Origin of the sequence: Bacillus sp. HY001 (assembly GCF_007558965.1) — a bacterium.
Classification (GTDB): Bacteria; Bacillota; Bacilli; order Bacillales; family Bacillaceae_G; genus Bacillus_A; species Bacillus_A mobilis.
Genome location: NZ_VLTE01000011.1, coordinates 20,307 through 45,285, shown reverse-complemented (window position 1 = coordinate 45,285; position 24,979 = coordinate 20,307). Strand labels below are relative to the sequence as shown.

The following is a 24,979-nucleotide window of genomic DNA, read 5'->3' as shown; positions in this document are numbered from 1 at the left end:
GTTGTTTGTTTTTTGGTTACTAAGAGAGGATATAAACTCATATATTGAACTAATTATCCCCTATTAATCATAGTACAGTTAATACCTCGCTAGTCTTCTACTTTCTCAAATAATAAAGCCAGCCCTATTCCGCCCCCTATTCCTAACGTTGCAATTCCATATTTCATATGCTCTCTTTGCGCTTGATAAAATAAACGTGTTACAAGCATAGCTCCAGATGCACCGTACGGATGACCGAGCGCAATTGCCCCACCATTTACATTTAATTTTTCGTACGGAATTTGTAACTCCTTTGCACAGGCAACAACTTTTGAGGCGAATGCTTCATTTATTTCAAAGTAGTCGATGTCTTCTATTTTTACATTCATTTCGTTTAATAATTTGTTCACCGCAAATATCGGACCAGTTCCCGGAAGATTTGGATCCACTCCAACTACAGCACTATGAACGAAACGAAGTACAGGCTTGTATCCTAATTTTCGGGCTTGCCCCTCTTCCATTACAAGAACTGCACATGCTCCGTCGTTTACACCACATGAATTCCCTGCCGTTACTGTACCATTTTGTAAAAATGCGGGTTTTGTTCTTTTAATAATTCGTTCATAATTCATTTCTGGCTTTATAGATTCATCTAACAATCCATTAAAAGACAATATTTCATCATGTATATATCCTTTTTCTAATGCTTGCAATGTTCGTTTATAACTGAGGCAAGCATACTCGTCTTGCATTTCTCTCGTGATGTTATAACGTTCTGCAACATATTCAGCCGCTATTCCCATATCAGGATCGCCAATTGTTGCCGGTGAAAATCGCGCTCTATTTTGAAAAGGTGATGTACTTGTACTCTCTACTCCCCCTGCAATATAACAATTACCTGCTCCGCCTTGAATGAAATGACATGCGGTGCGAATCGCTTCCAATCCGGCACCACATTGCCGGTCAATCGTTACACCCGGAATATGATAACCAAGTCCTGCTTCTAAAGCAGATAATCTCGCAATATTCCCTCCTGGTCCAACAACATTCCCTAATATAACATCGTCTATTTCTCTCTCAATTCCTTTACTGAATAACGTAAGAAGCGGCGTTACTAATTGCTGAACTTCATAATCTTTCAATATCCCATTCTTCTTACCAATAGGTGTCCTTTTCGCTTCTACAATAACCGCTCTATTCATATATCTTATCCCGGTTTTCAATCATATTTTTTGCTGCAAGACGAGCAATTTTCCCGCTATTTGTATACGGTATTTCATCTACAAAATACCATTCTTTCGGTATTTTAAACGAGGATAATCGTTGTAAGCAAAAACTTTTTAATTGTTGCTTCGTAGCAATTCCTTTTACGATGGCGACAGGTTTTTCACCCCAATAACTATCTTTCACACCAACTACAACTATTTCATCAACGGCTGGATGCTCATGTAATACACTTTCTATTTCTTCTGGAAAAATATTAATTCCTCCAAATAAAATCATATTCTTCTCTCTGCCGACAATATAAATGAAGCCTTCTTCATCTTCATAACCTACATCTCGTACTGTCATCCATCCATCTTCAGTCAACTCTGGAACTAAAACCTGATCCAATATGTATCCCATAAAAAACTGATCACTATTCACATAAACAGTTCCAATCTCGCCTTTTTGTACTTCTTCTCCTGCTTCATTACATATTCGAACTTGCACATTGTGACAAGGTTTTCCTACTGAATTTGGCCTTCTATCGCTCTCTTCATCAACTAGTGCTGTTACAAAACTTAGTTCCGATGCACCGTAAAATTCATATTTTCGTGCATAAGGAAATATACTCTTTATTTTTTCTTTCGCTTCAGCTTCCCATTTCGCTCCTGACGAAATAATTTTCATTTCATTTTCTATTACTCTGTTTTCTTTATATAAAGATTCTAGCATTGTCGGAACTGTATACATGACCGAGATATGTTCCATTTCTAACTTATCCAACACTTGATCTGGAATAAACTTTCTCATAACGTGCACCGTTTGCCCTACATATAATGCACTTATTGCGCCATATAAGAAAAGAGAATGAACGAGCGTCCCAGCTATTAAAATAGAATCTTCTTTTTTCATATGAAAGTCCTGTATATTGCAATCAAAACTATGAACCCATGATTGTTGCGCCCGTAAAAATGCTTTCGCCTTCCCAGTCGATCCTGATGTAAATCCCATATAGAACGGAGCATTTTGTACATTTTTTACAGGATAATATGTAGGCAGGTAGTTCTCTATCATACGTTTCCACTCATCAATTTCTATTACTCTTTCTTCTTCACCAGGTAGATCATTTACCTTATATCGCTCTGTCACAATCACATCCGGATTACTGATTGCAATTCTTTCTTTGAGCTCATCCTGTTTCCACTTTATATCTAATGGCACACAAACCCATCCGGCCATAGCAGCACCAGCAAATAGTTGTAAAAATTCTATACTATTCTCTAATACAATTGCTATCGTTTTATTCTTCGATTCTTTTTCATTCAACCAGTTTGCTACTTTACACACTGACTCAAACCATTCTTTATATGTTAAAATTCGATCATTTTCCTTTATCGCCATTTTATTTGATTGTATAGAGAGATGTTTTTTATATTCTTTTGTAATTCCCATATAAGTTGTCCTTTCTCTGCAAAATAATAAAAAGAAACACGCAATGAACGTGTTTCTTCTCTTTCTTATCCTGCATTTGTATATTTCCCGCCCTTTAGAGCAGGCGTAATAATATGTTTCAATGAACGATGTAATTTCGTTACAAGAATCGCTGCTATAATCGCTTTTATGCAATCACCTGGTAAAAATACGGCACTTACTTTCATCGTCTGCCATATAGAAACATCCATAAAGAAAGCTTGTACAATAATACCAAATACATAAACTACGAAAATACCACCAATTATATTAATACATAATACCTTTATTATAGAAACTTCACGTAAACGCTCGATTAAATAACCAATGACAAACGCTCCAACGATATAACCGAGTAAATATCCTGCACTTGGCCCAACAAATACGCCTGGACCACCGCGTCCACCAGCAAGTAATGGTGCTCCAACTCCAACTATAAGTAAGAAAATAAGCTGACTTAACGCACCAAGACGTGATCCTAACAATCCACCAGCAAGCATAACACCGAGTGATTGTAATGTAATCGGAACTGGTGTAATAGCAAGAGCAATTGGAGGTATTAACCCTAACACTCCCATAATAGAACTAAATAAAGCGACGAAAACTAAGTTTTTTGTATTCATATTTGCTTCTCCTATTTGTAAACTTAAAATGATTTTTAGATAACATATTATAGGAGTTATATTATCTTTCTATTTTGCCTTTGTCAACTTATTTTAAATATAGGTTTACAAATATTTTTTCAATTATTTCTCTTTATGCAAATGCTCAAGTTCTTTCCGAAGCGCCTGTTTTAAAAACTTCCCAACAGATGTTTTCGGTATTTCTTCCATAAATACAATATCGTCTGGTAACCACCACTTCGCAAACTGTGGTTTTAAAAACTCATATATTTCTTCTTTTGTTACTGTACTATTTTTCTTTTGAACGACGCAGGCAATTGGTCGCTCTTGCCACTGCGGATGAGGAACGGCAACGACAGCTGCTTCAAATATAGCATCATGTGCCATTAATGCATTTTCAAGGTCAACTGAAGAAATCCACTCACCTCCGCTTTTAATAACATCTTTCGTACGGTCAACAATTTTCACGCAGCCTTCCTCATCAACTGTAACAACATCACCAGTATATAACCAACCGTCTCGGAATCCTTCGACAGTACGATCATCGTTATAATAGCTTTCAGCGATCCAAGGTGCTCGTAAACATAACTCTCCCATCTCAGTACCATCCCACTTCACTTCACCGTTTGTACCGACTACTTTCATCTCTACACCAGGGACAAGATATCCTTGTTTTGAGCGGATTTCTAATTGCTCTTCATATGATAATTCTGTTTCATAACTTTTTAAACGTGCAAGTGTTACGAGTGGGCTTGTTTCAGTCATACCATATGCATGTACGAAAGGAACATTATATTTTTGTTCAAATGCCTTAATAACGCTTTTCGGTGCAGCAGCACCACCGCATAATATTCTCGTTATACTAGATAAATCGTAACTATTATTTTCTAATTCTTGTAATACACCGAGCCAAATTGTCGGCACACCTGCTGCTATCGTTACTTTTTCAGCTTGAATCATCTCTAATAAAATTTTTGGCGTAAACATTGGTCCTGGCAGAACTTGTTTAGTTCCAAACCAAGTAGCAGCGAAAGGAAGTCCCCAAGCGTTCACATGGAACATCGGTACAATCGCCATTGCCGCATCACTTTCCGATAAAGCAGCTGTATCCGCTAAACCGAGTGCCATACAATGCAAAACAGTACTACGATGCGTATATACAACACCTTTTGGGTTTCCTGTAGTCGCTGACGTATAACACATACCAGCAGGTGTATTTTCATCAATATCTTTAACAAATTGGAAAGTTGGATCGCCTTCTTCTAATAGCTTTTCATAATGATATACAGGATCCAGTGTAGTTTCTGGGAGTTCATCTTTATCAGTCATAATAATGTAGGCTTGTACAGTTGATAATTGTGATTGAATTTTTTCAACGAGCGGTACGAGATCTTCATCAATAAGTAGAATTCGATCTTCTGCATGCTGAATAATGTATGAAATATGTTGAGGAGATAAACGAATATTAATTGTGTGTAAAACGGAAGCAATACCAGGAATAGCAAAATACGCTTCCACATGTCGATGATGATTCCACGCTAACGTTCCTATACGCTCGCCTTCTTTAATTCCTAATTTTTTTAACGAACTGGAAAGCCTTCTCGTCCTTTCACCTAACTGCTTATACGTTAACGTCGTAATTGTATCATGTGTCCGTGAAACAATTTCTTTCTTTGAAAACAGTTTTTCTGCTCTTTCCATCATGGAACTAATTGTTAGCGGTACATTCATCATCATATTGGTTATATCCCCCTTTAAAGCGTTTTCATTTTTCATTTATTATAACAGACTTCTACAAATGATTACGACATTTTTCTGTATTTTCTGAATTATTTCTTTGGAAATAATTCAGAACGATAAAAAAACATGTTTTGAATACGTTGATTCGAAACATGTTTTTTATTCTTTATAAACTATCTACCTTTTTCCTTACTTTCTTTTTCATTTTAAAAATAAAACGATTACTGTATTCCTTATTTTCTACTAAAATTCGATATATCTCCCACACTCCTACAACACGGACAAAAAGATAGACTCCAATTGCAATCAGTACAACACAATACGGATAATACTGCACTAATTCTCCTGAAGTGATATGTTTTTCCTCAAACAAAAACGGTATTGCGCCTGCGGCTATAAAACAAAATCCAACAATCATCACTGCAGCATACTTCTTCTTAATAATCGCATATCTTTTTGTCAATTCCTTTAGAAAGTTTTGATCAAATAGTAGTTCTTCTTTTTTCAGTACATTGTATCGACTCTCTTCTATTGTTGCAGGTACCATCATTGATCCAATTCCAAGGACAGCAATGATAATGACAAGGAATGTTGACATTGTTGCATTTTCTTTAAATAATAAATACGGTATTGTAGATAAAATGAGCAAACTAAATCCTAACGCAATATATTTAGAAATTTTTTGCCCATACACTATATACCCTTCTGCCATTTCCTGACTTACATAATAGCCCTCCACATTTTCATTACTTTGCTCTGCAGTTTCTTTTAATAAATAGTCGAGTGATACTTCAAAAACATTTCCAATCATTATTAACTTTTCAGTTTCTGGAAAACCTTGACCGTTTTCCCATTTACTAACCGCTTGCCTTGTTGTGTTTAATTTTTCAGCTAATGCTTCTTGAGAAAGGCCCTTTTCCTTTCTTAATTTAAAAAGCTTTTCACCAAATCCCATATGTGTGTCCCCCTTTGTTTTCTTACCTAAATTGTATGTAAACATTGCCCTTATCTCTATCTTCCTGCGGTTGCACTTTGTCAACTTACGGTTGCGATTGTGTTAAATAGCGGTTTTGTATACGATTTAGCTAGTTTTCTTTTATGATTATGGTGTGAATAAAAACACTCTATCCCAATAACCAATTATAACAATTAAAGGAAGTTTTTGCTATAAAAATACAAAAACCCCCTTATTCATTTAAAGGAGTTTTCGATATGAAATATTCCAAGAAGAACTAATTTTCTTTCTCATATTAATTCACAATTTCTTCTATACATTTTTGTATGTTGTGCAACTATTAATAAGCATCCCACACAGTATATGTTGTCATCTCTTTATATAAGGCATATTCATATATATGTAAAATATTACTCCTATTAACTTCCTTAATAAAAACACTTTTCAATAATCATAACGGCTTCTGCTTAAACTTTTCATAATGTCGTACTTTTAATAAAAGGATATTCCCGCAATCTGTACAAATATAAGCATCTACTGGTGAAGATGTGAACATCGTCTCCTTTTTCCGTATTTGTGCATATCCGACAAACTCACCTTCCCCTATGTTTTGAGAACCACAATTAGAGCATGTCTGCACGTCTTTCTGTTTCATGAGAGCACCACCTTTAATCTGTTTTCACTCCCTTCGACAATTCACTTCCATTTCCCTTCCAAAAAACCTCTTATTCTCTTACATTTCAACAGGAATCTCAAAACAAACACCGTATATGTACTATGAAATATATTTATTGACGGAGGAATTATATGAGTACAATTATGACGCTCAATACAGCACAAGAAATAGAAAACGCAGAAATACATATGCTTTCTTCTAGATTAGTGCTACTGCAAGCAACAAGTGGAAACCCAATGCAAATACAAATGAAAAAATTCGGGAACGCCACTGCCTTTTCATCAAAAATAATTGCTGGTCCTGCTTTTAATACCGTGAAGGGTACTACATTTACCAATACAGATGAGATAGATGAAATCATCTCTTATTATCAATCGCTACAAATCCCTTGTCGTTTTGAAATTACACCCGCTCAAGGTACAGCCGAATTATTTCAATACTTATCGCAAAAAGGTTTTTACCAATCGGGCTTCCATACCGCTTTATATAGTATACCGAGAAAGGATCCATCCCTGCTTCCTTCTAACATTTCAGTACGCCAACTGAAAGAAAGTGAATTTCATATTTTTGCAGACATATATGTACGTGGATTTAATATGCCATCCTTTACAAAAGATGGCGTCCGTCAAAATAACGAAATTCTCTACAATAAACCCGGCTGGCATTTTTTCATAGCCGAAGTTCGAAACACTCCTGCTAGTATAGGCGTTCTCTATATAAATAACGGTGTTGCTTCATTAGCTGCATCTGCTACTTTACCAGAATTTCAACGTAAAGGCTGTCATACTGCATTAATTCAAAAACGAATTGAAACAGCTATTGAATCCAATTGTAATTTAATAATTGGGCAAGCAAAGTTCGGTAGCGGCAGTCAAAATAATATGGAACGTGCCCATATGAAAATTGCTTATACAAAATCAATATGGACTACAAAAGAAATATAATTAACATTCTTTCTCCTTTCATTACAATCTTATACATTCTACCCCGCATTAACGGGCAGTAAGACCTCCACCGCCAAATTCAGCGAAAGCAAAGAAATTAGGTGGGAGATCAACTGCCCATAAAAGCCCGATTGGTTCAACTAATAATCAGTGGGGATGCCCCCACTGATTAAAGTTTCACTTTATGACAATTCCTTTTCTATCCTATTAATCATTTGAATATTCACACTAGATTTGTTACGCTATTACTAGATACATCATTCAACTTGCAATATGAAAAGAGAATTCTAATCAAACTACAAGGAGGAGAAATGTATGACTAAACATGATCATGGTTTAAAAGAAAAAGTAGAAGGTGCTATTGATAAAGTAACAGGCGAAGTAAAAGAAGTTGTTGGGAAAGTAACTGACAATAAAAAATTACAAGCTGAAGGAAAATGGGATAAAGTGAAAGGCACTGCTAAAGATACTGTAGGTAATGTAAAAGAGAAAGTTCATGAATATAAAGAGCATAGAGAGAATAAATAAAAAAGAACCAGGATGTATGGTTGGGCAAGTAGTAAGTTACTAAAGTTTGTATTTTATATTTGCCGATAAAATTATTTTAAAACGACAAATAGATGCCTAAGGGCATCTATTTGTCTATAAACTGCTATTTTGCTTCTACTATATAACTTCCTAACCACTGAGGCTTCCCCTTACCGACATTCCCCAACATAATACCTTTGCTAGAATAAAAGATTACTTTGTGAAATTTGGTTTTAGGTCACCTGTATACGGTTCATGCTCAACGAAGATTTTTATATCTTTTCCATTCGCATCTTTCCCGATTCTTGTATACGTAAATTTCTCTTTATTTAACTCTGTAAGTTCAAGGACCGCACCATATTTATTATTTCCTAACGAAGCGTGAGCCCTTATTTTATTACCATGTACAACATCAAAGAAACCATAGTCTCCACGGCTTTCTCCTGTATTTACATTGAAAAACTCGTATTTATTTGTATTTTTATCGTATTTTGCTAGACTGATTAAGTTTGAGTTGTATTTTGTTACATTATTACCTTGTTCGTCTAATACCACCGTTCCGTTCCATAGTGTACTAGATAAAATTTCATCTCCATCAACGTCTGTAACTATTTTACCTGTCGAGCTTTCTAAATTTTTATCAGGTCGCGTGAAAGATAGTTCTTTTTCATGGTAAGGAACATGTTCAACAAACACTTCTACATCGCTCCCTTTTGCATCTTTCCCCATTCTTTTATATGTAAATTTCTGCTTATCTAATTGCGTTAATTCAACAACAGCTTGATAATTTTGCGTTTCAGAAATTAACACTCTTTTCTTTCCATCATTCGTTATAAAAAAGGTACCGCTATCATTACGACTCTCTCCTGTATTTGCATTAAAAAATTCATACCTTGCAGTTTTAACATCATATTTTGCAAGCCCAATGAAATTTTGATTTTCTTTCGTTACATCATTATGATCTTTGTCATAGACTTTTGTCCCTTGCCAATTCGTTTCACCAAGTATATTAGCTAGTAGTTGCCCTTTCGTTTGTTCAGTTTTTTTCGTTTCTTGTATTGCATTGTATAAAAATTGTGCGTACTGTTCACGTGTCACATCCATACTTGGAGCAAACTTCCCTTCTCCTACTCCTTTTGCAATATTATTTGTTTGAACAGCACTAATTGCATTTCTTGCCCATGAATTCGTTGAAACATCATTAAAAGTGTGATCACTCTTTGCCTTTAAATGAAAAGCATTTGTAAGAACTTGTGCCATTTCTGCACGTGTTAAGGATGCCTTCGGTCTAAAGTTCCCATGCTCGTCACCCGTAAACACACCCATTTCTGTTAAAGATAAAATTTCCTTTATATAGCTTGTTGAATCTTCACTTACGTCACCGTATGGATTTTGATAATTTTTGTTTTCTTCCATATTAAAATAACGATACATTAAAGCTGCAACCTGTTCGCGTGTTACGTTATCTCCAAAACCAAATGTTCCATCATCATAGCCAAAAATGATTTTCTCACCTGTTAATTGCTGAATCGCCTCATATGCCCAGTGCCCCTTTGGAACATCTTTGAATACACCAGTATGATTCGTTTTTGGTGTAACCTCTTCTGCTTTCACCTCTCCATTCGTTTCACTTAATAGACTTCCACCTAAAACTGCTGATATGATACATGTTTTTAAAATTGTTTTATTCATAGCTTCCCAATCCCTTCCTTCATTTAACAAAGAATTACACCACTTATCTTCCAAAAGAAAATTCTATGTGAGCAATTCATGTTTTAAATTTTGATTACAGCGAATTGGATACAAAGTGTTACACATCCAAATTTTTTCTTTGTAGTATCCATAGCTGCTATATATAGGAATTATAAATAGCAACTATAAATTGCCCATAAATAAATTATTAAAAAAAGATAAAATTAAGATAATATATTTTTAATCTCAATCAAAAAAACGTTATTCTTTCTCATCTAGCTTGTTAAGAAAGAATAACGTTTTTTTAATTCTGGGGTCCCTTTTGGTAAAAAAGAAAAGGTTTATTTTATATGGTCAAAAACAATTTCACGGCCTTTTCCAAACAAAACATTGGAAAGAAGCCGTGGCAAATACTTATTTTATAATTGGCGAAAGTTTACTTCCCTTCACTCTTCTCTAACACATACAAATCTTCTTCAATATTAGATAGTTTCTCTGTTACAAGCTTTCTAGCGTCTCCTATTGCTTGATTGTATGCAAACGGTCCTACTAATTTAATCATTTCTTCAATTAAACGCTCTGCTTGGAAACGCCCAATTTCATCTAAATCTTCTTCAACGAAAAATTGCTGAATTTGTGCTACAAGCTCTTCTTTTTTATCATTTGGTATTTTTATATTCATCATCATTTCTTACTCCTCTATATTTAAGATAGTTCGTTTCTTAACTCTACCATAGAAAATCGACTGCCAGGACAACTTTTTGTAACTCCTTCTAACTCCCTATGACCTAGTATATTTTCTTTCTTTATAGCAAACTGCCTCATAAACATTTTACATAAAAAATATAATGCATTCATTTGTGCAATAGTTGGATCATATTTATCAAAATTACCCGTTATGCATATTCCAATTGTATCTCTATTATTATCTTTCGCATGTGCTCCAATATGTAAACCTCGTCCTTCAACTACAGTTCCATCTTCTTCAATAAAATAGTTATAACCGATCCCGCTCCACCCTCTTACTTTTTGATGAAATTCATGTGTTTTATACACATCCCATCCATCTTCGGATGTGTGGTGAATAATCAGTTTATTTACTGTTTCTAAAGGAACTAATTCATCTTGAAATGTTAAATTAACACATTTAATTTCCATTTCAACGTCCTCCCTTACAATTCAATAATCATCATTGTTTTATCATCTGGTCTTATTCTCTTTTCCCCTTCTAGCTCTTCAATAATTGCTACATAATCATTTATACTATTCTTTCTTATATATGCAACAGTTTGTTCGAGTGGCCAATCTGGGTGGAATAACCCGTCTGAACAAATAAAAATCCCGCTCACTTCATCTATATGTAATTCCCCATGTTGTAAATAATGTATCGCTTCTCTCATTCCATTTGCAACGGAATATCCATCCTGCATATTTGCAAGATAACGATTGTATTTTAACTGTTCTTTCACATCTTGAAAAACATGTTCTTCTGGTACAGATAACCCTTTTTTACGATCTTCTTCTCTCTTCTTTTTTGCTCGTTTACTAATTCCTTCGACTGTGTCTTTCGTTAATACTTGCATCGTTCCATTTTGAAGTATTGCGACAATCATACAGTCCCCTAACTGTACATATTCGATTTTCTCACCATCTATTTGAACGGCCGCGATACATGTACACCACAATTGCTCTTTCTTTCTCATGTCTACTTCATATTCTAACATTTTGCTTTGCAATGCTTCATTTGCTTTTGCGACGGCAACTGGTAAACTATGAGTTTCGCGTAATGAAGCAAAATAACTTGCAAATAAATGTGAAGCGATGTATGCTCCATTATGTCCCTTTTCATCATGAAACGGGACGAGTGGTGTTGCCCCATCACATACACCATAAATCTTTTTTTCTTCATTACAAAAATAAGAATCCTCACATTCTTGCTTCAACGGGCTTTTCTGTTGATATGTTTTTATCTTCACAACTGTATCCCCTTTCAAATGATAAAATACTCGAATTCTTTTGATTAATCTAATTTTCCGAAATAAACTGTTTTTACCCAAAACTTTCAATATCATATATAATCTTGAAATAATATGAATTTTTTAGTGAAGGACGGGAAAGAGATGGTCAGATTTCTTGGTGTTATTATTGGTTCTATTATTATTGCGATTGCCTTTAATCTTTTCCTTATCCCCCACAAAATTTTAAGTAGTGGAATTGGCGGAATTGCTATTATTTTAGGGATTGTAACTCCTGTAAACACGGGTATTATTAACTTCGTATTAAACTTACCTATCCTTATTTTAGGATACATAGGTCTTGGAAAAAAAGTAATTTTTAACACTGTTATCTCTGTTATTGTATTATCTGTTGCATTATACTATGTTCCAGTGAAAGTCGTAGCAACAGATCCACTTTTATCATCTATCTTTGGTGGTGTCATTGCCGGAGCTGGTATCGGTCTTGTTTTTAACTGTAATGGATCAACTGGTGGATTTGATATTATCGGTATGTTGTTGTCTCGCAAACGTGACATTAAACTTGGCGGATTCCTTATTATTTTAAATGCAGTCGTTGTAATCATTGCAGGATTCTTCTTCACTTGGGATGTTGCTCTTACAAGCTTACTTTCCATTTATGTAACTGGTAAAGTTATCGATGCTATTCATACGAAACATCGGAAGGTTACACTTATGATTGTAACAAATGAAGCAGAAAAAATGAAAAAACAACTTCTTTCAACTGTTGTACGTGGAATTACATTACTTGATGGCGAAGGTGCTTATTCCAGCGAAAAGAAACGTGTACTTATGACAGTCGTTTCTCGTGAAGAATTAGCAAGTATGAAATTAACAATTTCTGAAATTGATCCTCATGCATTCGTTAACATTACAGAAACGGTTGAAGTATTAGGATTGTTTAGAAAAGGTTAAAAAACTAGGTGGATTTCCACCTAGTTTTTATTTTCCATAAATTCAATTCGATTTCCGAACGGATCTGACACATAAAATCTAATTACATCTGGTCGTGCATGATCATCTATTACTTCAATACCTTGCTTTATTAACTCTTCTTTAAATTCATCAATTTTTAAAACATAAAAAGCCGGATGCGCTTTTTTAGCTGGATTGAAGTTTTGCTCAACTCCAATATGAATCTCTTGATTTCCACACTTAAACCAACAGCCACCGCGCTTCTTTAATTCCTCTGGCTTCGGGATTTCCTCCATACCAATTTTATTACTATAAAAATCTCGTGCTTCTTCTTCACACCCTACAGGCGCAGCTACTTGTACATGATCAATACCTTGAATATAATTTCTCATTTTCTCTCCCCCTCTTCTATCCTAATATTATAAGGAAAACCTACTCCTGTAACTTACAAATGCTTTATAAAACAATATAAGCTCCCCTTATTACCACCCTATACGCACTTTTCCAAAATAAAGAAAACAAATTTTATTATATAACTTCCATTTTTTATAGAAATATACATTGCATCTATATTATAGTTATGAATAGACAAATCTTTTTAGATGCTATTTGTACGGAGGAACTATTATGAGTCGTAAAAAATATTCATCATTTCAAAGAAAACGTCATCTGAACATTTCTGGACGTTTGCGAAACCATATACAAGATCGTTCTTCAGCAGAAATGTACGCATCTCTGTTCGAGCACAATCCTGATAGTATTATTTCATTGAACTTAGAGGGAGTTATTCTACATACGAACCCTTCTGTCGAAAGAATATTAGGTTACACTTCTTTAGAATTAGAACAGAAAAATATTACCTCTATTTTAGAAGCTCATATTTCTGAGCAAGTATTACAAAATATAAAGAATACTAAAGCGGATAATCAACAAGAGTATATGTTATCTATTTATCATAAAAATGGATTCTTATTAGACGTCGTGACTAAACTAGTTCCTATATTTGTCCAAAATCGTCTAACTGGCGTATATGCCATTATGAAGCCTCTTGAAAAATCAGAAAGAATTGAGAACATACTAAAAGAAAGCGAGAAGAGATTACGTACATTAGTGAACTCCATGCCTGCGTTCGTTATATTTAAGGATCATGAAGGGCGCTGGCTTGAAGCAAATGACTACGCACTTTCTTGCTTCAATTTCCACCATGTACCTTACCACGGGAAAAAAGATAGTGAACTCATTCAATATAATGAAGCGTACCGAGAAGCTTTTTTACATTGTGAAGAAGTTGATGAACTAGCGTGGCAACAAAGACAAATTCTTCATGGTGAGGAATTTATTATTCATAGAGATGATTTCGACTTAATCTTAAGTATATCGAAAGTTCCTCTCTATCATCCTGACGGCTCGCGTAAGGGTCTTATCGTAATGGGTAGAGACGTTACCGAACTTAAAGAAACAGAAAAGTTATTACGAAAATCAGAAAAGCTCGCAGTAGTCGGACAACTGACAGCTGGAATTGCCCATGAAATTCGAAATCCACTCACTTCTCTAAAAGGTTTTCTAACATTGCTACTCCCTGAAATCAATGAGGAGCAGAAATGGTATATCGATGTTATGTTAAGTGAGATTTCACAGATGGAATCTATTACAAGTCAATTTATGGCAATGTCTAAACCACAAGTATTATCTATCCAAACTTGTAACATACAAACTTTAATTGAAGAAGTAGTTACATTTATTTTACCAACTGCTATTATGCATAGTGTCCATATCATTATGGATCATTTTGATTACAAACATGATATTCAGTGTGATGGTAACCAATTAAAACAAGTTTTTATAAACATATTAAAAAATGCGATAGAAGCGATGCCAAATGGCGGAAATATTTACATCCAAACAAAACCATTTGATGATGCTTTCATTTTAATACGGATTATTGATGAAGGCTGTGGTATCCCAGAAGATCGTATCTCTCGTCTAGGCGAACCGTTTTATAGTTTAAAAGAAAAAGGAACTGGACTAGGATTAATGATGTGTTACAAAATAATTGAGGAACATCATGGTAAATTACACATTTCAAGCGAATTAAATCAAGGTACAATCGTTGATATTCAATTGCCACTTTCTTCATCTCATCTTGCGATTCAGTCGTAAATAATAAAAGAAGCATCTGCTAATTGTTAGCAGATGCTTCTTTTTTAAAATGCTTTGTCATACCATTCTTTTGCTTTTTCTACTTCACCCATTGTTAATTGATGCCCTCTATTTTCCCAGTGCATTTTTACGTTTGCAGTTGCACTTTCTAATAATGCCTTCAATTCCTCTGACTCTGCTGATGAACAAATCGGATCATTTGTCCCAGCAGCAATAAACACGGATTTCCCTGCTAAATTAGGTAATTGTGTTCCTCTTCTAGGCACCATTGGGTGATGGAGCACAGCGCCTTTTAATGCATTTTCGTAATGGAATAATAAGCTTGTAGCAATGTTTGCTCCATTTGAATAACCGATAGCTACAATGTTATTTCTATCAAATTCGTATGTTTTTGCAGCTTCATCTAAAAACTCATTTAATTCCTTCGTACGGAAAATCAAATCTTCTTCATCAAAAATGCCTTCTGCCAATCTACGGAAGAAACGTGGCATGCCATTTTCTAATACATTTCCCCTAACACTTAATACAGATGCTTCCGGATCAACTATTTCTGCAAGTGGTAATAAATCTAATTCATTACCACCTGTACCATGAAGTAATAACAACACTGGTTTTGACGTATCTTTTCCTTTTTGAAAAACATGTTTCATCATAATCTTTTTCCCCTTTCAATCACTTTCCGTCTAAATTTCTCACTTCAAATGGTAAAAGTGTTTGTTCAATTTGTTTTCTATGTGTTTCATATTGCTCCGGTAACTTTAATTCCTCACCCATCGTCTCTAACGATTCGTCATGAGCGAAACCAGGAGGGTCTGTTGCAATTTCAAATAAGATTTCCCCGTGTTCTCTAAAATAAATTGCGTTAAAATAATTTCGATCTTGTACAGGCGTTACGTGATATCCAAAACGAGTCACACGCTCTTTCCAATCTAATTGATCAGCATCATCACTCGCTCTCCAAGCAATATGATGAACTGTACCAACACCCATTTGACCACGACCGATTGTTGATAATCTCAAGTCGATAATATTTCCAATATCAGCAGAAGAACGGAATCGAACAAATTCACCTTCTTCTCCAATTTTCTCAAGACCCATAACATGCTCTAACAATTCAGCAGTTTTTTGAGGTTGTGCAGATAAAAGAACAGCACCACCAAATCCTTTAATTGCTACTTCTGGTGTAACTTCTCCAAAACTCCAATTATTTAATTCGCCTTCTTCTCTTTCCACTAATTCTATATGCAAACCATGTGGATCATCAAATTCTAAATACTGTTCTCCAAATCGAGTCATTTTTGTATACGAAACATCGAATTTTTCTAATCTATTTTCCCAAAACTCCATTGCGCCCTTTGGTACGACATAAGAAGTGATTCCTACTTGACCATCACCAATAATTCCTTGACGAGCACCTGCCCATGGGAAAAACGTAATAATTGTTCCGGGCTTCCCTCCTTCATTACCAAAATAAAGATGGTACGTGCCTGGATCATCAAAATTCACTGTTTGTTTCACTAAACGTAAACCTAACAGACCAGCATAAAAATCTACATTTTCTTGTGGGTGTCCTACGATTGCTGTAATGTGATGAATTCCCATCGTTTTCTTTTCCATTTTCTCCGCCCCTTTTTATTTCATTTTAAAAACTTTTATACATTCAAATTCATTATTCATTTTGTCCATACTGCAAAGTAAAATCCATCGTTACGATTTTATCTCGAATTCAAGATATTAATTATAAAATTACACATCAACATCTAACTTATCGGAATTATCTCGAATTCGAGATATTATACAAAAAATATTTTCTCATTCTATAATCACAATAAATCTTGATTTGAACTATTATTTATCTCGAACTCAAGATTTATTATAAGTTACTTATTTTTCATTGTCAATAAGTCCTTATTTTCATTTTTAATTAAAAGAGAGTAAACATCAATTTAGTTTACTCTCTTTGCAATTTATTTCGTTTCCTCTTTCAGCACTGCTTCCATCTCATTAAATTCACGATGAATTGCTTTCACTGGTTCTTTCGTTAATAAACTTACAACAATAACAGCTAATAAGCTACAGAAGAATCCAGGTACCATTTCATACATAGTTGCTTTTAAACTTGGAATTTGTACCCAAGTAATTACAACTACTGCACCTACAATCATCCCAGCAAGAACGCCCCATTTGTTCGTTCTCTTCCAATATAAGCTTAATAAAATAGCGGGTCCGAATGCTGAACCAAATCCCGCCCAAGCATAACCGACAAGTGTTAGAATTGTGTCACTTGGATGATACGCTAAAGCAACTGCAATCATAGCTACTACTAATACTGACAGCCTACCGATAAATACAAGTTCTTTGTCACTTGCGTCACGACGGAAAAATGTTTTATAGAAATCTTCCGTTACTGCACTTGAAATAACAAGTAATTGCGAGGAAATACTACTCATAATCGAAGCCAAAATAGCTGATAATAAAAACCCAGTAATGTACGGGTGGAATAAAATGTTTGAGAATGTTACAAAGACCATTTCTGGGTCTTGTAACGTTGCATTATTTTTAGCGTAATAAGCAATACCAATTAGACCAGTAAGCATTGCACCTATAATTGAAATCGTCATCCAACCGATACCGATTCTACGAGAAGTTTTTAAATCTTTAATAGAAGTAATCGCCATAAAGCGGACAATAATATGTGGTTGACCAAAATACCCAAGACCCCATGCTAAAAATGAAATAATCCCAAGAATTGTAGTCCCTTTAAACATATCTAAATGCGATGCATCAACTTGTTTAATTGTATTGAATGTTTCTGTTACACCGCCCACATCTGTAAAAGCAACAATTGGCACTAATACAAGAGCAATAAACATAATACATCCTTGCACAAAGTCGGTCCAACTTACTGCTAAAAAACCACCGAATAGTGTATAAGCAACTACGACACCGACAGTTACAAATAAACCAATCTTATAATCTAGGTTGAAAGAGTTTTCAAACAAACGTCCACCTGATACTAAACCAGCCGACGCATAAAATGTGAAAAATACTAAAATGACGATAGCGGAGACAAAACGAAGTATTTTCGTACGATCTTTAAATCGATTCTCTAGAAAGTCTGGAATCGTAATTGAATCATTTGCCACTTCTGTATACGTTCGCAAACGCGGGGCAATAATTAAATAGTTTGCATAAGCACCTATTAATAAACCTATCGCAATCCATACACTTGATAATCCTGTTGCATACATCGCACCAGGTAATCCCATTAGCATCCAACCACTCATGTCCGAAGCACCAGCTGATAAAGCTGTAACTGCTGGACCGAGTCCCCTTCCGCCTAACATATAATCTGATAAATCGGATGTCTTCTTATAAGACCAATAACCGATATACAACATACCTGCCATATAAATAGCAAGCGAAACCATAATCTCAATCTTCACCAAATCTCTCCCTTAGTTACATAAGCCATTCAAAATTTCGAAAGATGACTTTTTCTATTTTCTTGTTTTCGCTTATGGTTCCCTACCTTAACAAACATTTTTTGTTCTTTCAAGTGAACAAGCCAATTTCACTACATGTAAAAACCTTTATAAACGCCTTTATCCCAGTGGATTACCCGGCTTTTAAAATAAATTAAAGTAAAAATATTCAGAAAATATATCATGCACTTTTTCACTCCTAATTTCCAAATTAAAAAGCCATACAAATGTATGACTTTTAATCTATTAAACATAGCTTATTTTCTATTTACTAGTAGGAAACAGTTCCGAAAGAGGCACCACCCGCCCCACCTCATCTTTAAACATAATATGCTCTCTCGTTAAATGGCGTGGACTCTTTACTCCCGCTGCTGCCGCAAGTGAGAACAAACTATATCTCATACTAACAACATAATTCATTACGCGCCATTTCTTCTCATACGGATCTAACGCTTTTTGATAATGAGGATTCGTCGTCGCCACACCAGATGGACATTGCCCCGAATTACATTGAAGCGCCATAATACAGCCACTTGCCATCATAAACCCGCGTGCTGAATTTATAGCATCAGCACCAATAGCTAAAGCAATTGCCACTTTATCTGGTGTAATTAATTTCCCCGAGGCAAACACTTTGAATTTATCCCGAACACCATAATGATTCGCCGTATCAATACATGTCAGTAACGCTGGAATAAGCGGCAGTCCCATACTATCTGCCATCGATTTATACGTTGCTCCTGATCCACCTTCTGAACCATCGATTGTAATGAAATCTGGATAGATGTTTAACTCTTTCATCGTTTTGAATAAATCTTCCAACGGCTTCTGCTGTCCAATTACAATTTTCATACCGACAGGTTTACCTCCGTTTTCTTGCAACTGCTGAATAAAATAAAGTGTATCTGCTGCATTATTTAAAAATGAAAATCGATTCGGTGAATTAATCGTTTCTCCTTCTCGTACATTTCGAACAGAAGCAATTTTCTCATTTACTTTTTGTCCCTCTAGATGACCGCCACGTATTTTAGCCCCTTGCCCAAATTTCAATTCGAATGCTTTAATATTTCTTTCTTTCGCTTTCTCCATGAATTGCTCCATTGAAAAATTACCATCCTCATCACGGTAACCAAATAATCCTGGACCAATTTGCGCAACGATATTTGCACCTGTATGTAAATGTTCTGGTATTACACTACCTTCCCCTGTATTAATCCACGAACCACCAGCCATCTTCGCACCAAATCCACTCGCTAATATATAATTTTCGCCAATCGCACCGTAAGAAGTTGCTGATGCTCCAAACATGCCATACAGTTTCCATGGATATTTACGATTTTCACCGACGATAACAGCATCATCTTCTTCATATAACCAAAGATTCGTTGTATCCGCTGTCAATTTTTCTCTTCGTGAAAATAACCCTTCTTTATGAATCACATACTTTTTCCCTTCACGTTCTTGCGCTACATTCACACTTAATTCTTCTGTTAATATCGGAAATAATGTATTAGCAATATAATAACCAGATGTATCAAAATCTCGTTTTGATCCAAAGCCAAGTATTTCAGAACGGTACTTTGCTAAAAACATTACACTTTGAAAATCATACCGTGAAAAAGGCTTTCCATCCGTATCATGATCAAACCAATATTGCCTAAATTCCGGCCCTATCTTTTCAAGTAAATAACGCATCCTTCCTAAGTATGGATGTAGCTTTAATATAGAATGATGTGTCCGTTTTTTAATAAAAAATGTAATAATAAAAAAAATGATTAATAGTAGCATGAATAAGAGCAATATACTAATAATAACGAGTAGCGTTTCACTCATCCCGCTTCCTCCTATGAAAATCCATAATAAAAGGAGAACACCTGATGTGTTCTCCTTTTATCTTTATTCAAATTAATGTAACAAGATGCTCTTTCGCATCATATTCAACTAAACTTTCAGCATTTTTAATTCGATGAACAAAATCTGGATTAGCAATTAAAGGTCTTCCGAATGCCGCTACATCAATCGTTCCTTCTTGCAACGCTTCTTCAGCCTCTTTCGGATTTAAATTCCCTACTCCTACGATCGTACCATCCCAATATTTTCTTACTAATTGATGAAAATTCTTTCCGTCAGCAATGACTGCCGTATAATTCATCGTTGAAGGGTGAATCATCGCTAATCCAACTTCTTTGAACATATTTACAAACGTTTCAATTGCAAGCTCAGGGTTTTCCCACATATAAGTAGGATTATCACCTTTGAAAGCAGAGAAACGAAGAAGTGTTTTATTAGCTCCAATAGCTTCTATTACAGCCGCCGTTACTTCTTTCATAAACGTTAACCTTTCCTTTAAGTCTCCGCCGTATTTATCAGTACGCTTATTTGCAAACTCATAAGTAAATTGATCGATTAAATATCCGTGTGCACCGTGTATCTCTACTCCATCAAATCCAGCTTCAATTGCATTCTTCGCAGCTTGTGCGTATTGACCGATCACTTCTTGTATTTCTTCTAACGTCATTGCTTCTGGCGTATCAAACGGTTTACGAAAACGTGGAACATTTCCCTCTGCAGCGATAGCAGACGGTGCTTGTGGCATTTGCCCACCAATTATTTCGTGATGACTCATACGTCCAACATGCCATATTTGAGCAATAATCGTTCCGCCTTCTTTATGTACTGCCTCTGTAACAGGCTTCCACGAATCGATTTGTTCTTGTGTATAAATTCCTGGTACTCCTGGATTTCCTTTTGCTCTTGGGCTAATGACGATTCCCTCTGTAATAATTAATCCAACTCCATCAGCTGCACGCTTTCTATAGTACTCAACTACATCAGTACCAACTACTCCCGTTTCATGATTTGCGAAACATCTCGTCATCGGTGCCATTGCTATGCGATTACGAAGAGACCAAGATCCAATTTGAATTGGATTAAACAACTTTATTTCTTCAATATTTTCAAAAGATCCCCAAGCGTTTATATTTGTTCCTTCATAAATACTTGCTGCTTTATTATTTGAACTTGTCATTTTTCTTCCCCCTAAAAAAGTTCTTACTATAATCGCATCATACTTACTTTTAGATAGTAACGTCAATTTATTCGCCTTTACCATCAAACATTCGAATATCAAAAAAACAGAATGATACAAATAAAAAAAGGTTTCCTAGGAAGGAAACCTTTTTAGTTTACCGTATATGGATGACAACTCATTAATCTCTTTTATATAAAGAAAATAAACAATTATTGTCTCTTCACATATAAAAAACTTTAATAATAGAAGTGAAAGTCGTTCAGTATTCTTCTAAAAATAATAACTTATAAACCTAAAACAATGAAAGCCCTACCTCTCTTTCATCCTTACGGCTCCTCGTCCGTGCCAGTGTGAATCAGGATTGCAAAAATCAAGTAACTATTCTATCGAAGTGTTTAATTAAACTTCGAACATTCGTAAAGAATTTTAAAAATAAAAATGGATTTGATTGTAGTAATAACAAAAGGGGTTAATGCTCTAAAAGTGGTTTGAAAGAGTTGAATGTCTTTGAAATGATTAATTTTCTATAATTATGCTCCCAAAAAATTCAAAATCTTTTTTGGGATATAATACATTATTTGTAATGAATCTTAACAAAAGCTTTTTATTTGACTTTCTGTGATACCTTCAATTAATCCCAGTTCACTCATCAAAAATTCGTGTGCGTTATCTAACATTTTCTTTTCGCTTGCATTAAGTGCTTTTTCTTTCTGCATACGTAATAAATCACGTACAACTTCAGCACCTTCTTGTATTTTACCCGTCTTTATTTTATCAGTGTTCAATTTATACCTTTGTTTCCACGTAAGTAATCTATCAGATTCTCCATGTTGAAAAATATCCAATATGTGTGCTACCGCCGTTATATCCGTGACTGGTCGTATATTTGAGCTCAATATTCTCCCTGCAGGAATCATTAATTCCATATTACTACCCGACATTTTTATAACATAATACTGTTGTTTTTCTCCTGCGATTTCCTTCTCTTCTATGGCTTTAATTATACCTGCTCCGTGCATTGGATAAACAATGTTATCGCCAATTTGAAACAAATAATCCACCTCCATATATGGTAACCTTCTCAATCTTAACACACATTCATTTTTTTAGCAAAATTTTTATTTTATCATAAAATTATTTTTCATGTCAATTCTTTCAAACTAAGAAAATAAATTCGTAAAATATCACTAAAAACCCGCAATCTTATTAACTTTTCCACACATATATACATGCTACTTTCACCTGCTCTTTTTACATAAAAAACACATTACTACATATAAGTAGTAATGTGTTTTTTATACAGAATCATTAAACATTCCCTATTAATTTCACGCCTATACACTAACCTGCTTACGGACTGTCTCTCTTGCTAAAAGAAAACTCATAATCACTTGTGCAGCTACTCGGCTCGTCATATCCCTAAAATCAAGTGTTGGATCAATCTCTACAATATCCATCCCTTGAACGAGCGGTTCTTTACCAAGAAATTCAATCGCATCAAGTAAAGTCGTACTATCCATTCCGCCAGGACCAATTGCTGGACAACCTGGTGCAAATGCTTGATCGAGTACGTCCATATCAAGAGAAATATAAATAGAAGTCACGCCTTGCTTTCTTAATACTTCAATACTTTCCGTGATAATATCTTTGATTTCTCGCTCTCGTACATCTTTCATTGTATACACTGTCACGCCATGTTCTTTTGCATATTCATGGTACGCTCGCGCATTTGAAAAATTGCGAATTCCGATTTGAACGAGTTGTTTTCCTGTAATGACACCATTTTCTAGTAAACTACGGAACGGTGTACCATTTGATGGGCCACCATCATCTAAATTACGTAAATCATGATGGGCATCAAATTGAATAATCCCGACCTTTCCTTTACTGTTTGCAAATCCTGTTATACTCGGAAAACTAATCGAGTGATCCCCGCCAAGAACGATTGGTATCATGTTCGGATTTACTTTCGTTACATGACCAACTGTTTTCGCAATTCGGTTATGACTTTCTTTTATATCCGTCACATGCATCGTAATATCACCGCAATCATATAAAACACTTTCCTTCATATCATGTTCTTCTGTAATTGCGTACGTGCTATATGCATCTAACATCGCACGAATTGTTTTTGGAGCAAAAATCGCTCCTGAATGACTAATAGATGGTTTAGAAAGGGGTGCTCCAATTAAGGCAGCACCGAATATTTCCACGCCTTCCTCCCAATCTTTAATCATTTCACTCCATTTCGTCACTTCACGATCGATAAACTTTGCATTCTTCTTTAAATAGTGGCCGTGCTCCACGTTTGTTCACCTCTTGTATATGCGATATTACCATTCTTCCATACTGTATTTACATGACTTACGCCGTAATGATACGGTACGTAAGCATAATTGTAAGCATCCCATAAAACTAAATCTGCCTTGCGACCAACTCTAATTTTCCCAGCTACGTCCCCACGATTAATTGCGTAAGAAGAGTTAACTGTTACCGCGTTCCAAACTTCTTCTGGTGTCATTTTCAGCTTGAGCATTGCGATGCTCATAATAAGTTGAATATTTTCAGTTGGGCAGCTACCTGGGTTAAAGTCTGTAGCTAACGCAACCGCAACACCTTCATCAATCATTTTACGACCGCGGGCAAAGCTTTCTTTATTTAAATAGAAAGTTGTTCCTGGTAATAAAGTGGCCACTGTATTAGAGTTTGCAAGCATTTCAATTCCTTTATCAGAAGCACCAACTAAATGGTCCGCTGATGCTGCACCAATTTCAGCCGCCGCTTCCGCACCACCAAGAGGATCAATTTCATCTGCATGAATTTTCACATCAAAGCCAAGCTCTTTCGCTTTTAATAAAAACTCTTTTGATTCTTCGACAGAGAACACGCCTGTTTCGCAGAAAATATCAACGAATTCAGCTAATTGCTTCTCTTTCATTTCTGGCAGTAAGTCTAACATCCATTGTAAAAATTCTTTTGATTTCCCTTTATACTCTTTCGGAACTGCATGAGCACCTAAAAATGTGGAAACTAAATCAATCGGGTGCTCTTTTTGCAATTGCGCAGTTGCCTCTAATTGTTTCCATTCCGTCTCATCATCTAATCCGTAACCACTCTTCGCTTCTACAGTTGTAACTCCGAAAGATAGCATACGGTCTAAATGGAATTTCGCTTTTTGAACAAGTTCTTCTTTCGACGCCTTTTTCGTTGCATTTACAGTTGAAAGAATACCTCCGCCTTGTTCTAAAATTTCTAAGTACGGCACTCCTTGCAATTTTAGTGCGATTTCATTTTCACGAGATCCACCAAATACAAGGTGAGTATGCGGATCAACAAGACCAGGAGAAACCATTTTCCCGCCACAATCAATTACTTCTTTCGCTTGTAATCCTTTAGCCTCTTCCGCTGTTCCAACGAAAGTAATTACGCCGTTTTCAATTCCAACCACACCGTTTTCGATAACAGGAAGCGTGTTCATCGCTTCCCGTCTTAACAAGCCATCTTCTTGATCCATTGTTAGTAATTGACCGATATTTATTAGTAAAGTGTCCAGCATGTTT

General features: G+C 35.3%; 23 protein-coding genes and 1 pseudogene. 4 read left to right on the top strand and 20 right to left on the bottom strand.

Annotated features, from left to right (window positions below):
• Nucleotides 1-89: 89 nt before the first annotated feature.
• The 7 genes and pseudogenes from FOT98_RS08035 to FOT98_RS08010 form a co-directional block, all read right to left on the bottom strand.
• Nucleotides 90-1,181 carry an acetyl-CoA C-acyltransferase gene (locus FOT98_RS08035; protein WP_063262459.1) on the bottom strand — a complete coding sequence of 364 codons (1,092 nt, stop codon included), beginning with the start codon at nucleotides 1,179-1,181 and terminating at the stop codon, nucleotides 90-92.
• Nucleotides 1,174-2,637 carry an acyl-CoA synthetase gene (locus FOT98_RS08030; protein ID WP_063262458.1) on the bottom strand — a complete coding sequence of 488 codons (1,464 nt, stop codon included), beginning with the start codon at nucleotides 2,635-2,637 and terminating at the stop codon, nucleotides 1,174-1,176. The genes FOT98_RS08035 and FOT98_RS08030 overlap by 8 nt, the downstream gene beginning before the upstream one ends.
• A 65-nt stretch (nucleotides 2,638-2,702) precedes the next feature.
• The gene (locus FOT98_RS08025) at nucleotides 2,703-3,278 is read right to left on the bottom strand and encodes a biotin transporter BioY (protein WP_063262457.1); all 576 of its coding nucleotides are present in this window, start codon (nucleotides 3,276-3,278) and stop codon (nucleotides 2,703-2,705) included.
• Nucleotides 3,279-3,401: 123 nt separating this feature from the next.
• Nucleotides 3,402-5,015 carry a long-chain fatty acid--CoA ligase gene (locus tag FOT98_RS08020; protein WP_063262456.1) on the bottom strand — a complete coding sequence of 538 codons (1,614 nt, stop codon included), beginning with the start codon at nucleotides 5,013-5,015 and terminating at the stop codon, nucleotides 3,402-3,404.
• A 169-nt stretch (nucleotides 5,016-5,184) separates the two neighbouring features.
• Nucleotides 5,185-5,973, bottom strand: coding sequence for a helix-turn-helix domain-containing protein (locus tag FOT98_RS08015; protein WP_063262455.1), 789 nt, complete (start codon nucleotides 5,971-5,973; stop codon nucleotides 5,185-5,187).
• A 343-nt stretch (nucleotides 5,974-6,316) separates the two neighbouring features.
• A pseudogene (locus tag FOT98_RS33405) lies at nucleotides 6,317-6,421 on the bottom strand (GNAT family N-acetyltransferase); the annotation flags it as partial.
• Nucleotides 6,422-6,424: 3 nt separating this feature from the next.
• On the bottom strand, nucleotides 6,425-6,628 hold the full coding sequence (locus FOT98_RS08010) for a hypothetical protein (RefSeq protein WP_000810209.1): 204 nt from the start codon (nucleotides 6,626-6,628) through the stop codon (nucleotides 6,425-6,427).
• Between the two features lie 152 nt (nucleotides 6,629-6,780).
• Between FOT98_RS08010 and FOT98_RS08005 the strand changes: the two genes are divergently transcribed.
• Both FOT98_RS08005 and FOT98_RS08000 read left to right on the top strand, forming a co-directional pair.
• Nucleotides 6,781-7,593: a GNAT family N-acetyltransferase gene (locus FOT98_RS08005; RefSeq protein WP_063262454.1), complete on the top strand. Its 813-nt coding sequence runs from the start codon at nucleotides 6,781-6,783 to the stop codon at nucleotides 7,591-7,593.
• 315 nt (nucleotides 7,594-7,908) lie between these two features.
• Nucleotides 7,909-8,121, top strand: a complete 213-nt coding sequence (locus tag FOT98_RS08000; protein WP_063262453.1) for a CsbD family protein — start codon at nucleotides 7,909-7,911, stop codon at nucleotides 8,119-8,121.
• Between the two features lie 213 nt (nucleotides 8,122-8,334).
• Here the strand turns inward: FOT98_RS08000 and FOT98_RS07995 are convergent, their stop codons facing one another.
• From FOT98_RS07995 to FOT98_RS07980, 4 genes are all read right to left on the bottom strand, one after another.
• Nucleotides 8,335-9,813 carry a DUF4822 domain-containing protein gene (locus tag FOT98_RS07995; protein ID WP_063262598.1) on the bottom strand — a complete coding sequence of 493 codons (1,479 nt, stop codon included), beginning with the start codon at nucleotides 9,811-9,813 and terminating at the stop codon, nucleotides 8,335-8,337.
• Between the two features lie 436 nt (nucleotides 9,814-10,249).
• Complete coding sequence (locus FOT98_RS07990) at nucleotides 10,250-10,501, bottom strand: DUF2164 domain-containing protein (RefSeq protein WP_001983516.1); 252 nt, start codon at nucleotides 10,499-10,501, stop codon at nucleotides 10,250-10,252.
• 17 nt (nucleotides 10,502-10,518) lie between these two features.
• Nucleotides 10,519-10,971, bottom strand: coding sequence for a peptidoglycan recognition protein family protein (locus tag FOT98_RS07985; RefSeq protein ID WP_063262452.1), 453 nt, complete (start codon nucleotides 10,969-10,971; stop codon nucleotides 10,519-10,521).
• A 14-nt stretch (nucleotides 10,972-10,985) separates the two neighbouring features.
• On the bottom strand, nucleotides 10,986-11,807 hold the full coding sequence (locus FOT98_RS07980) for a protein phosphatase 2C domain-containing protein (RefSeq protein ID WP_140384300.1): 822 nt from the start codon (nucleotides 11,805-11,807) through the stop codon (nucleotides 10,986-10,988).
• 126 nt (nucleotides 11,808-11,933) lie between these two features.
• On the opposite strand from FOT98_RS07980, the gene FOT98_RS07975 reads away from it, so the two are divergent.
• Nucleotides 11,934-12,743: a YitT family protein gene (locus FOT98_RS07975; RefSeq protein WP_000251342.1), complete on the top strand. Its 810-nt coding sequence runs from the start codon at nucleotides 11,934-11,936 to the stop codon at nucleotides 12,741-12,743.
• A 20-nt stretch (nucleotides 12,744-12,763) separates the two neighbouring features.
• On the opposite strand, the gene FOT98_RS07970 is transcribed toward FOT98_RS07975, so the two are convergent.
• Nucleotides 12,764-13,135, bottom strand: coding sequence for a VOC family protein (locus tag FOT98_RS07970; RefSeq protein WP_063262450.1), 372 nt, complete (start codon nucleotides 13,133-13,135; stop codon nucleotides 12,764-12,766).
• A gap of 235 nt (nucleotides 13,136-13,370) precedes the next feature.
• Here FOT98_RS07970 and FOT98_RS07960 point away from each other — a divergent pair, with 235 nt between their 5' ends.
• Nucleotides 13,371-14,903 (top strand): BA3702 family sensor histidine kinase, encoded by a 1,533-nt coding sequence (locus FOT98_RS07960; RefSeq protein WP_063262449.1) that lies wholly within the window; start codon nucleotides 13,371-13,373, stop codon nucleotides 14,901-14,903.
• Nucleotides 14,904-14,947: 44 nt separating this feature from the next.
• Here FOT98_RS07960 and FOT98_RS07955 read toward each other — a convergent pair whose 3' ends face one another.
• The 8 genes from FOT98_RS07955 to hutI form a co-directional block, all read right to left on the bottom strand.
• Nucleotides 14,948-15,556 carry an alpha/beta hydrolase gene (locus FOT98_RS07955; protein ID WP_063262448.1) on the bottom strand — a complete coding sequence of 203 codons (609 nt, stop codon included), beginning with the start codon at nucleotides 15,554-15,556 and terminating at the stop codon, nucleotides 14,948-14,950.
• Between the two features lie 19 nt (nucleotides 15,557-15,575).
• Nucleotides 15,576-16,520 (bottom strand): ring-cleaving dioxygenase, encoded by a 945-nt coding sequence (locus tag FOT98_RS07950; protein ID WP_063262447.1) that lies wholly within the window; start codon nucleotides 16,518-16,520, stop codon nucleotides 15,576-15,578.
• Between the two features lie 350 nt (nucleotides 16,521-16,870).
• Nucleotides 16,871-18,349, bottom strand: coding sequence for a sodium/proline symporter PutP (gene putP, locus FOT98_RS07945; RefSeq protein WP_063262446.1), 1,479 nt, complete (start codon nucleotides 18,347-18,349; stop codon nucleotides 16,871-16,873).
• Nucleotides 18,350-18,652: 303 nt separating this feature from the next.
• Entirely contained in the window at nucleotides 18,653-20,221 is a 1,569-nt protein-coding gene (locus tag FOT98_RS07940) for an FMN-binding glutamate synthase family protein (protein WP_063262445.1), read from the bottom strand.
• Between the two features lie 67 nt (nucleotides 20,222-20,288).
• Nucleotides 20,289-21,416, bottom strand: a complete 1,128-nt coding sequence (locus FOT98_RS07935) for an alkene reductase (protein WP_063262444.1) — start codon at nucleotides 21,414-21,416, stop codon at nucleotides 20,289-20,291.
• 593 nt (nucleotides 21,417-22,009) lie between these two features.
• Nucleotides 22,010-22,471 (bottom strand): CarD family transcriptional regulator, encoded by a 462-nt coding sequence (locus tag FOT98_RS07930; RefSeq protein ID WP_176374220.1) that lies wholly within the window; start codon nucleotides 22,469-22,471, stop codon nucleotides 22,010-22,012.
• A 282-nt stretch (nucleotides 22,472-22,753) separates the two neighbouring features.
• The gene (gene hutG, locus FOT98_RS07925) at nucleotides 22,754-23,725 is read right to left on the bottom strand and encodes a formimidoylglutamase (protein ID WP_063262442.1); all 972 of its coding nucleotides are present in this window, start codon (nucleotides 23,723-23,725) and stop codon (nucleotides 22,754-22,756) included.
• Nucleotides 23,704-24,975, bottom strand: coding sequence for an imidazolonepropionase (gene hutI, locus FOT98_RS07920; protein WP_063262441.1), 1,272 nt, complete (start codon nucleotides 24,973-24,975; stop codon nucleotides 23,704-23,706). Before hutI ends, hutG begins: the two co-directional genes overlap by 22 nt.
• Nucleotides 24,976-24,979 lie beyond the last annotated feature (4 nt).

Coding starts and splice junctions, on each gene's coding strand:
- FOT98_RS08005 (WP_063262454.1), top strand. CDS start 6,781: ATGAGTACAATTATGACGCTCAATACAGCACAAGAAATAGAAAACGCA.
- FOT98_RS07940 (WP_063262445.1), bottom strand. CDS start 20,221: ATGAGTGAAACGCTACTCGTTATTATTAGTATATTGCTCTTATTCATG.
- FOT98_RS07975 (WP_000251342.1), top strand. CDS start 11,934: ATGGTCAGATTTCTTGGTGTTATTATTGGTTCTATTATTATTGCGATT.
- FOT98_RS08015 (WP_063262455.1), bottom strand. CDS start 5,973: ATGGGATTTGGTGAAAAGCTTTTTAAATTAAGAAAGGAAAAGGGCCTT.
- FOT98_RS07955 (WP_063262448.1), bottom strand. CDS start 15,556: ATGATGAAACATGTTTTTCAAAAAGGAAAAGATACGTCAAAACCAGTG.
- FOT98_RS07985 (WP_063262452.1), bottom strand. CDS start 10,971: ATGGAAATTAAATGTGTTAATTTAACATTTCAAGATGAATTAGTTCCT.
- FOT98_RS07935 (WP_063262444.1), bottom strand. CDS start 21,416: ATGACAAGTTCAAATAATAAAGCAGCAAGTATTTATGAAGGAACAAAT.
- FOT98_RS07970 (WP_063262450.1), bottom strand. CDS start 13,135: ATGAGAAATTATATTCAAGGTATTGATCATGTACAAGTAGCTGCGCCT.
- FOT98_RS08010 (WP_000810209.1), bottom strand. CDS start 6,628: ATGAAACAGAAAGACGTGCAGACATGCTCTAATTGTGGTTCTCAAAAC.
- hutI (WP_063262441.1), bottom strand. CDS start 24,975: ATGCTGGACACTTTACTAATAAATATCGGTCAATTACTAACAATGGAT.
- FOT98_RS08020 (WP_063262456.1), bottom strand. CDS start 5,015: ATGATGATGAATGTACCGCTAACAATTAGTTCCATGATGGAAAGAGCA.
- FOT98_RS08025 (WP_063262457.1), bottom strand. CDS start 3,278: ATGAATACAAAAAACTTAGTTTTCGTCGCTTTATTTAGTTCTATTATG.
- FOT98_RS07960 (WP_063262449.1), top strand. CDS start 13,371: ATGAGTCGTAAAAAATATTCATCATTTCAAAGAAAACGTCATCTGAAC.
- FOT98_RS07990 (WP_001983516.1), bottom strand. CDS start 10,501: ATGATGATGAATATAAAAATACCAAATGATAAAAAAGAAGAGCTTGTA.
- FOT98_RS08035 (WP_063262459.1), bottom strand. CDS start 1,181: ATGAATAGAGCGGTTATTGTAGAAGCGAAAAGGACACCTATTGGTAAG.
- FOT98_RS07950 (WP_063262447.1), bottom strand. CDS start 16,520: ATGGAAAAGAAAACGATGGGAATTCATCACATTACAGCAATCGTAGGA.
- FOT98_RS08000 (WP_063262453.1), top strand. CDS start 7,909: ATGACTAAACATGATCATGGTTTAAAAGAAAAAGTAGAAGGTGCTATT.
- FOT98_RS07995 (WP_063262598.1), bottom strand. CDS start 9,813: ATGAATAAAACAATTTTAAAAACATGTATCATATCAGCAGTTTTAGGT.
- FOT98_RS08030 (WP_063262458.1), bottom strand. CDS start 2,637: ATGGGAATTACAAAAGAATATAAAAAACATCTCTCTATACAATCAAAT.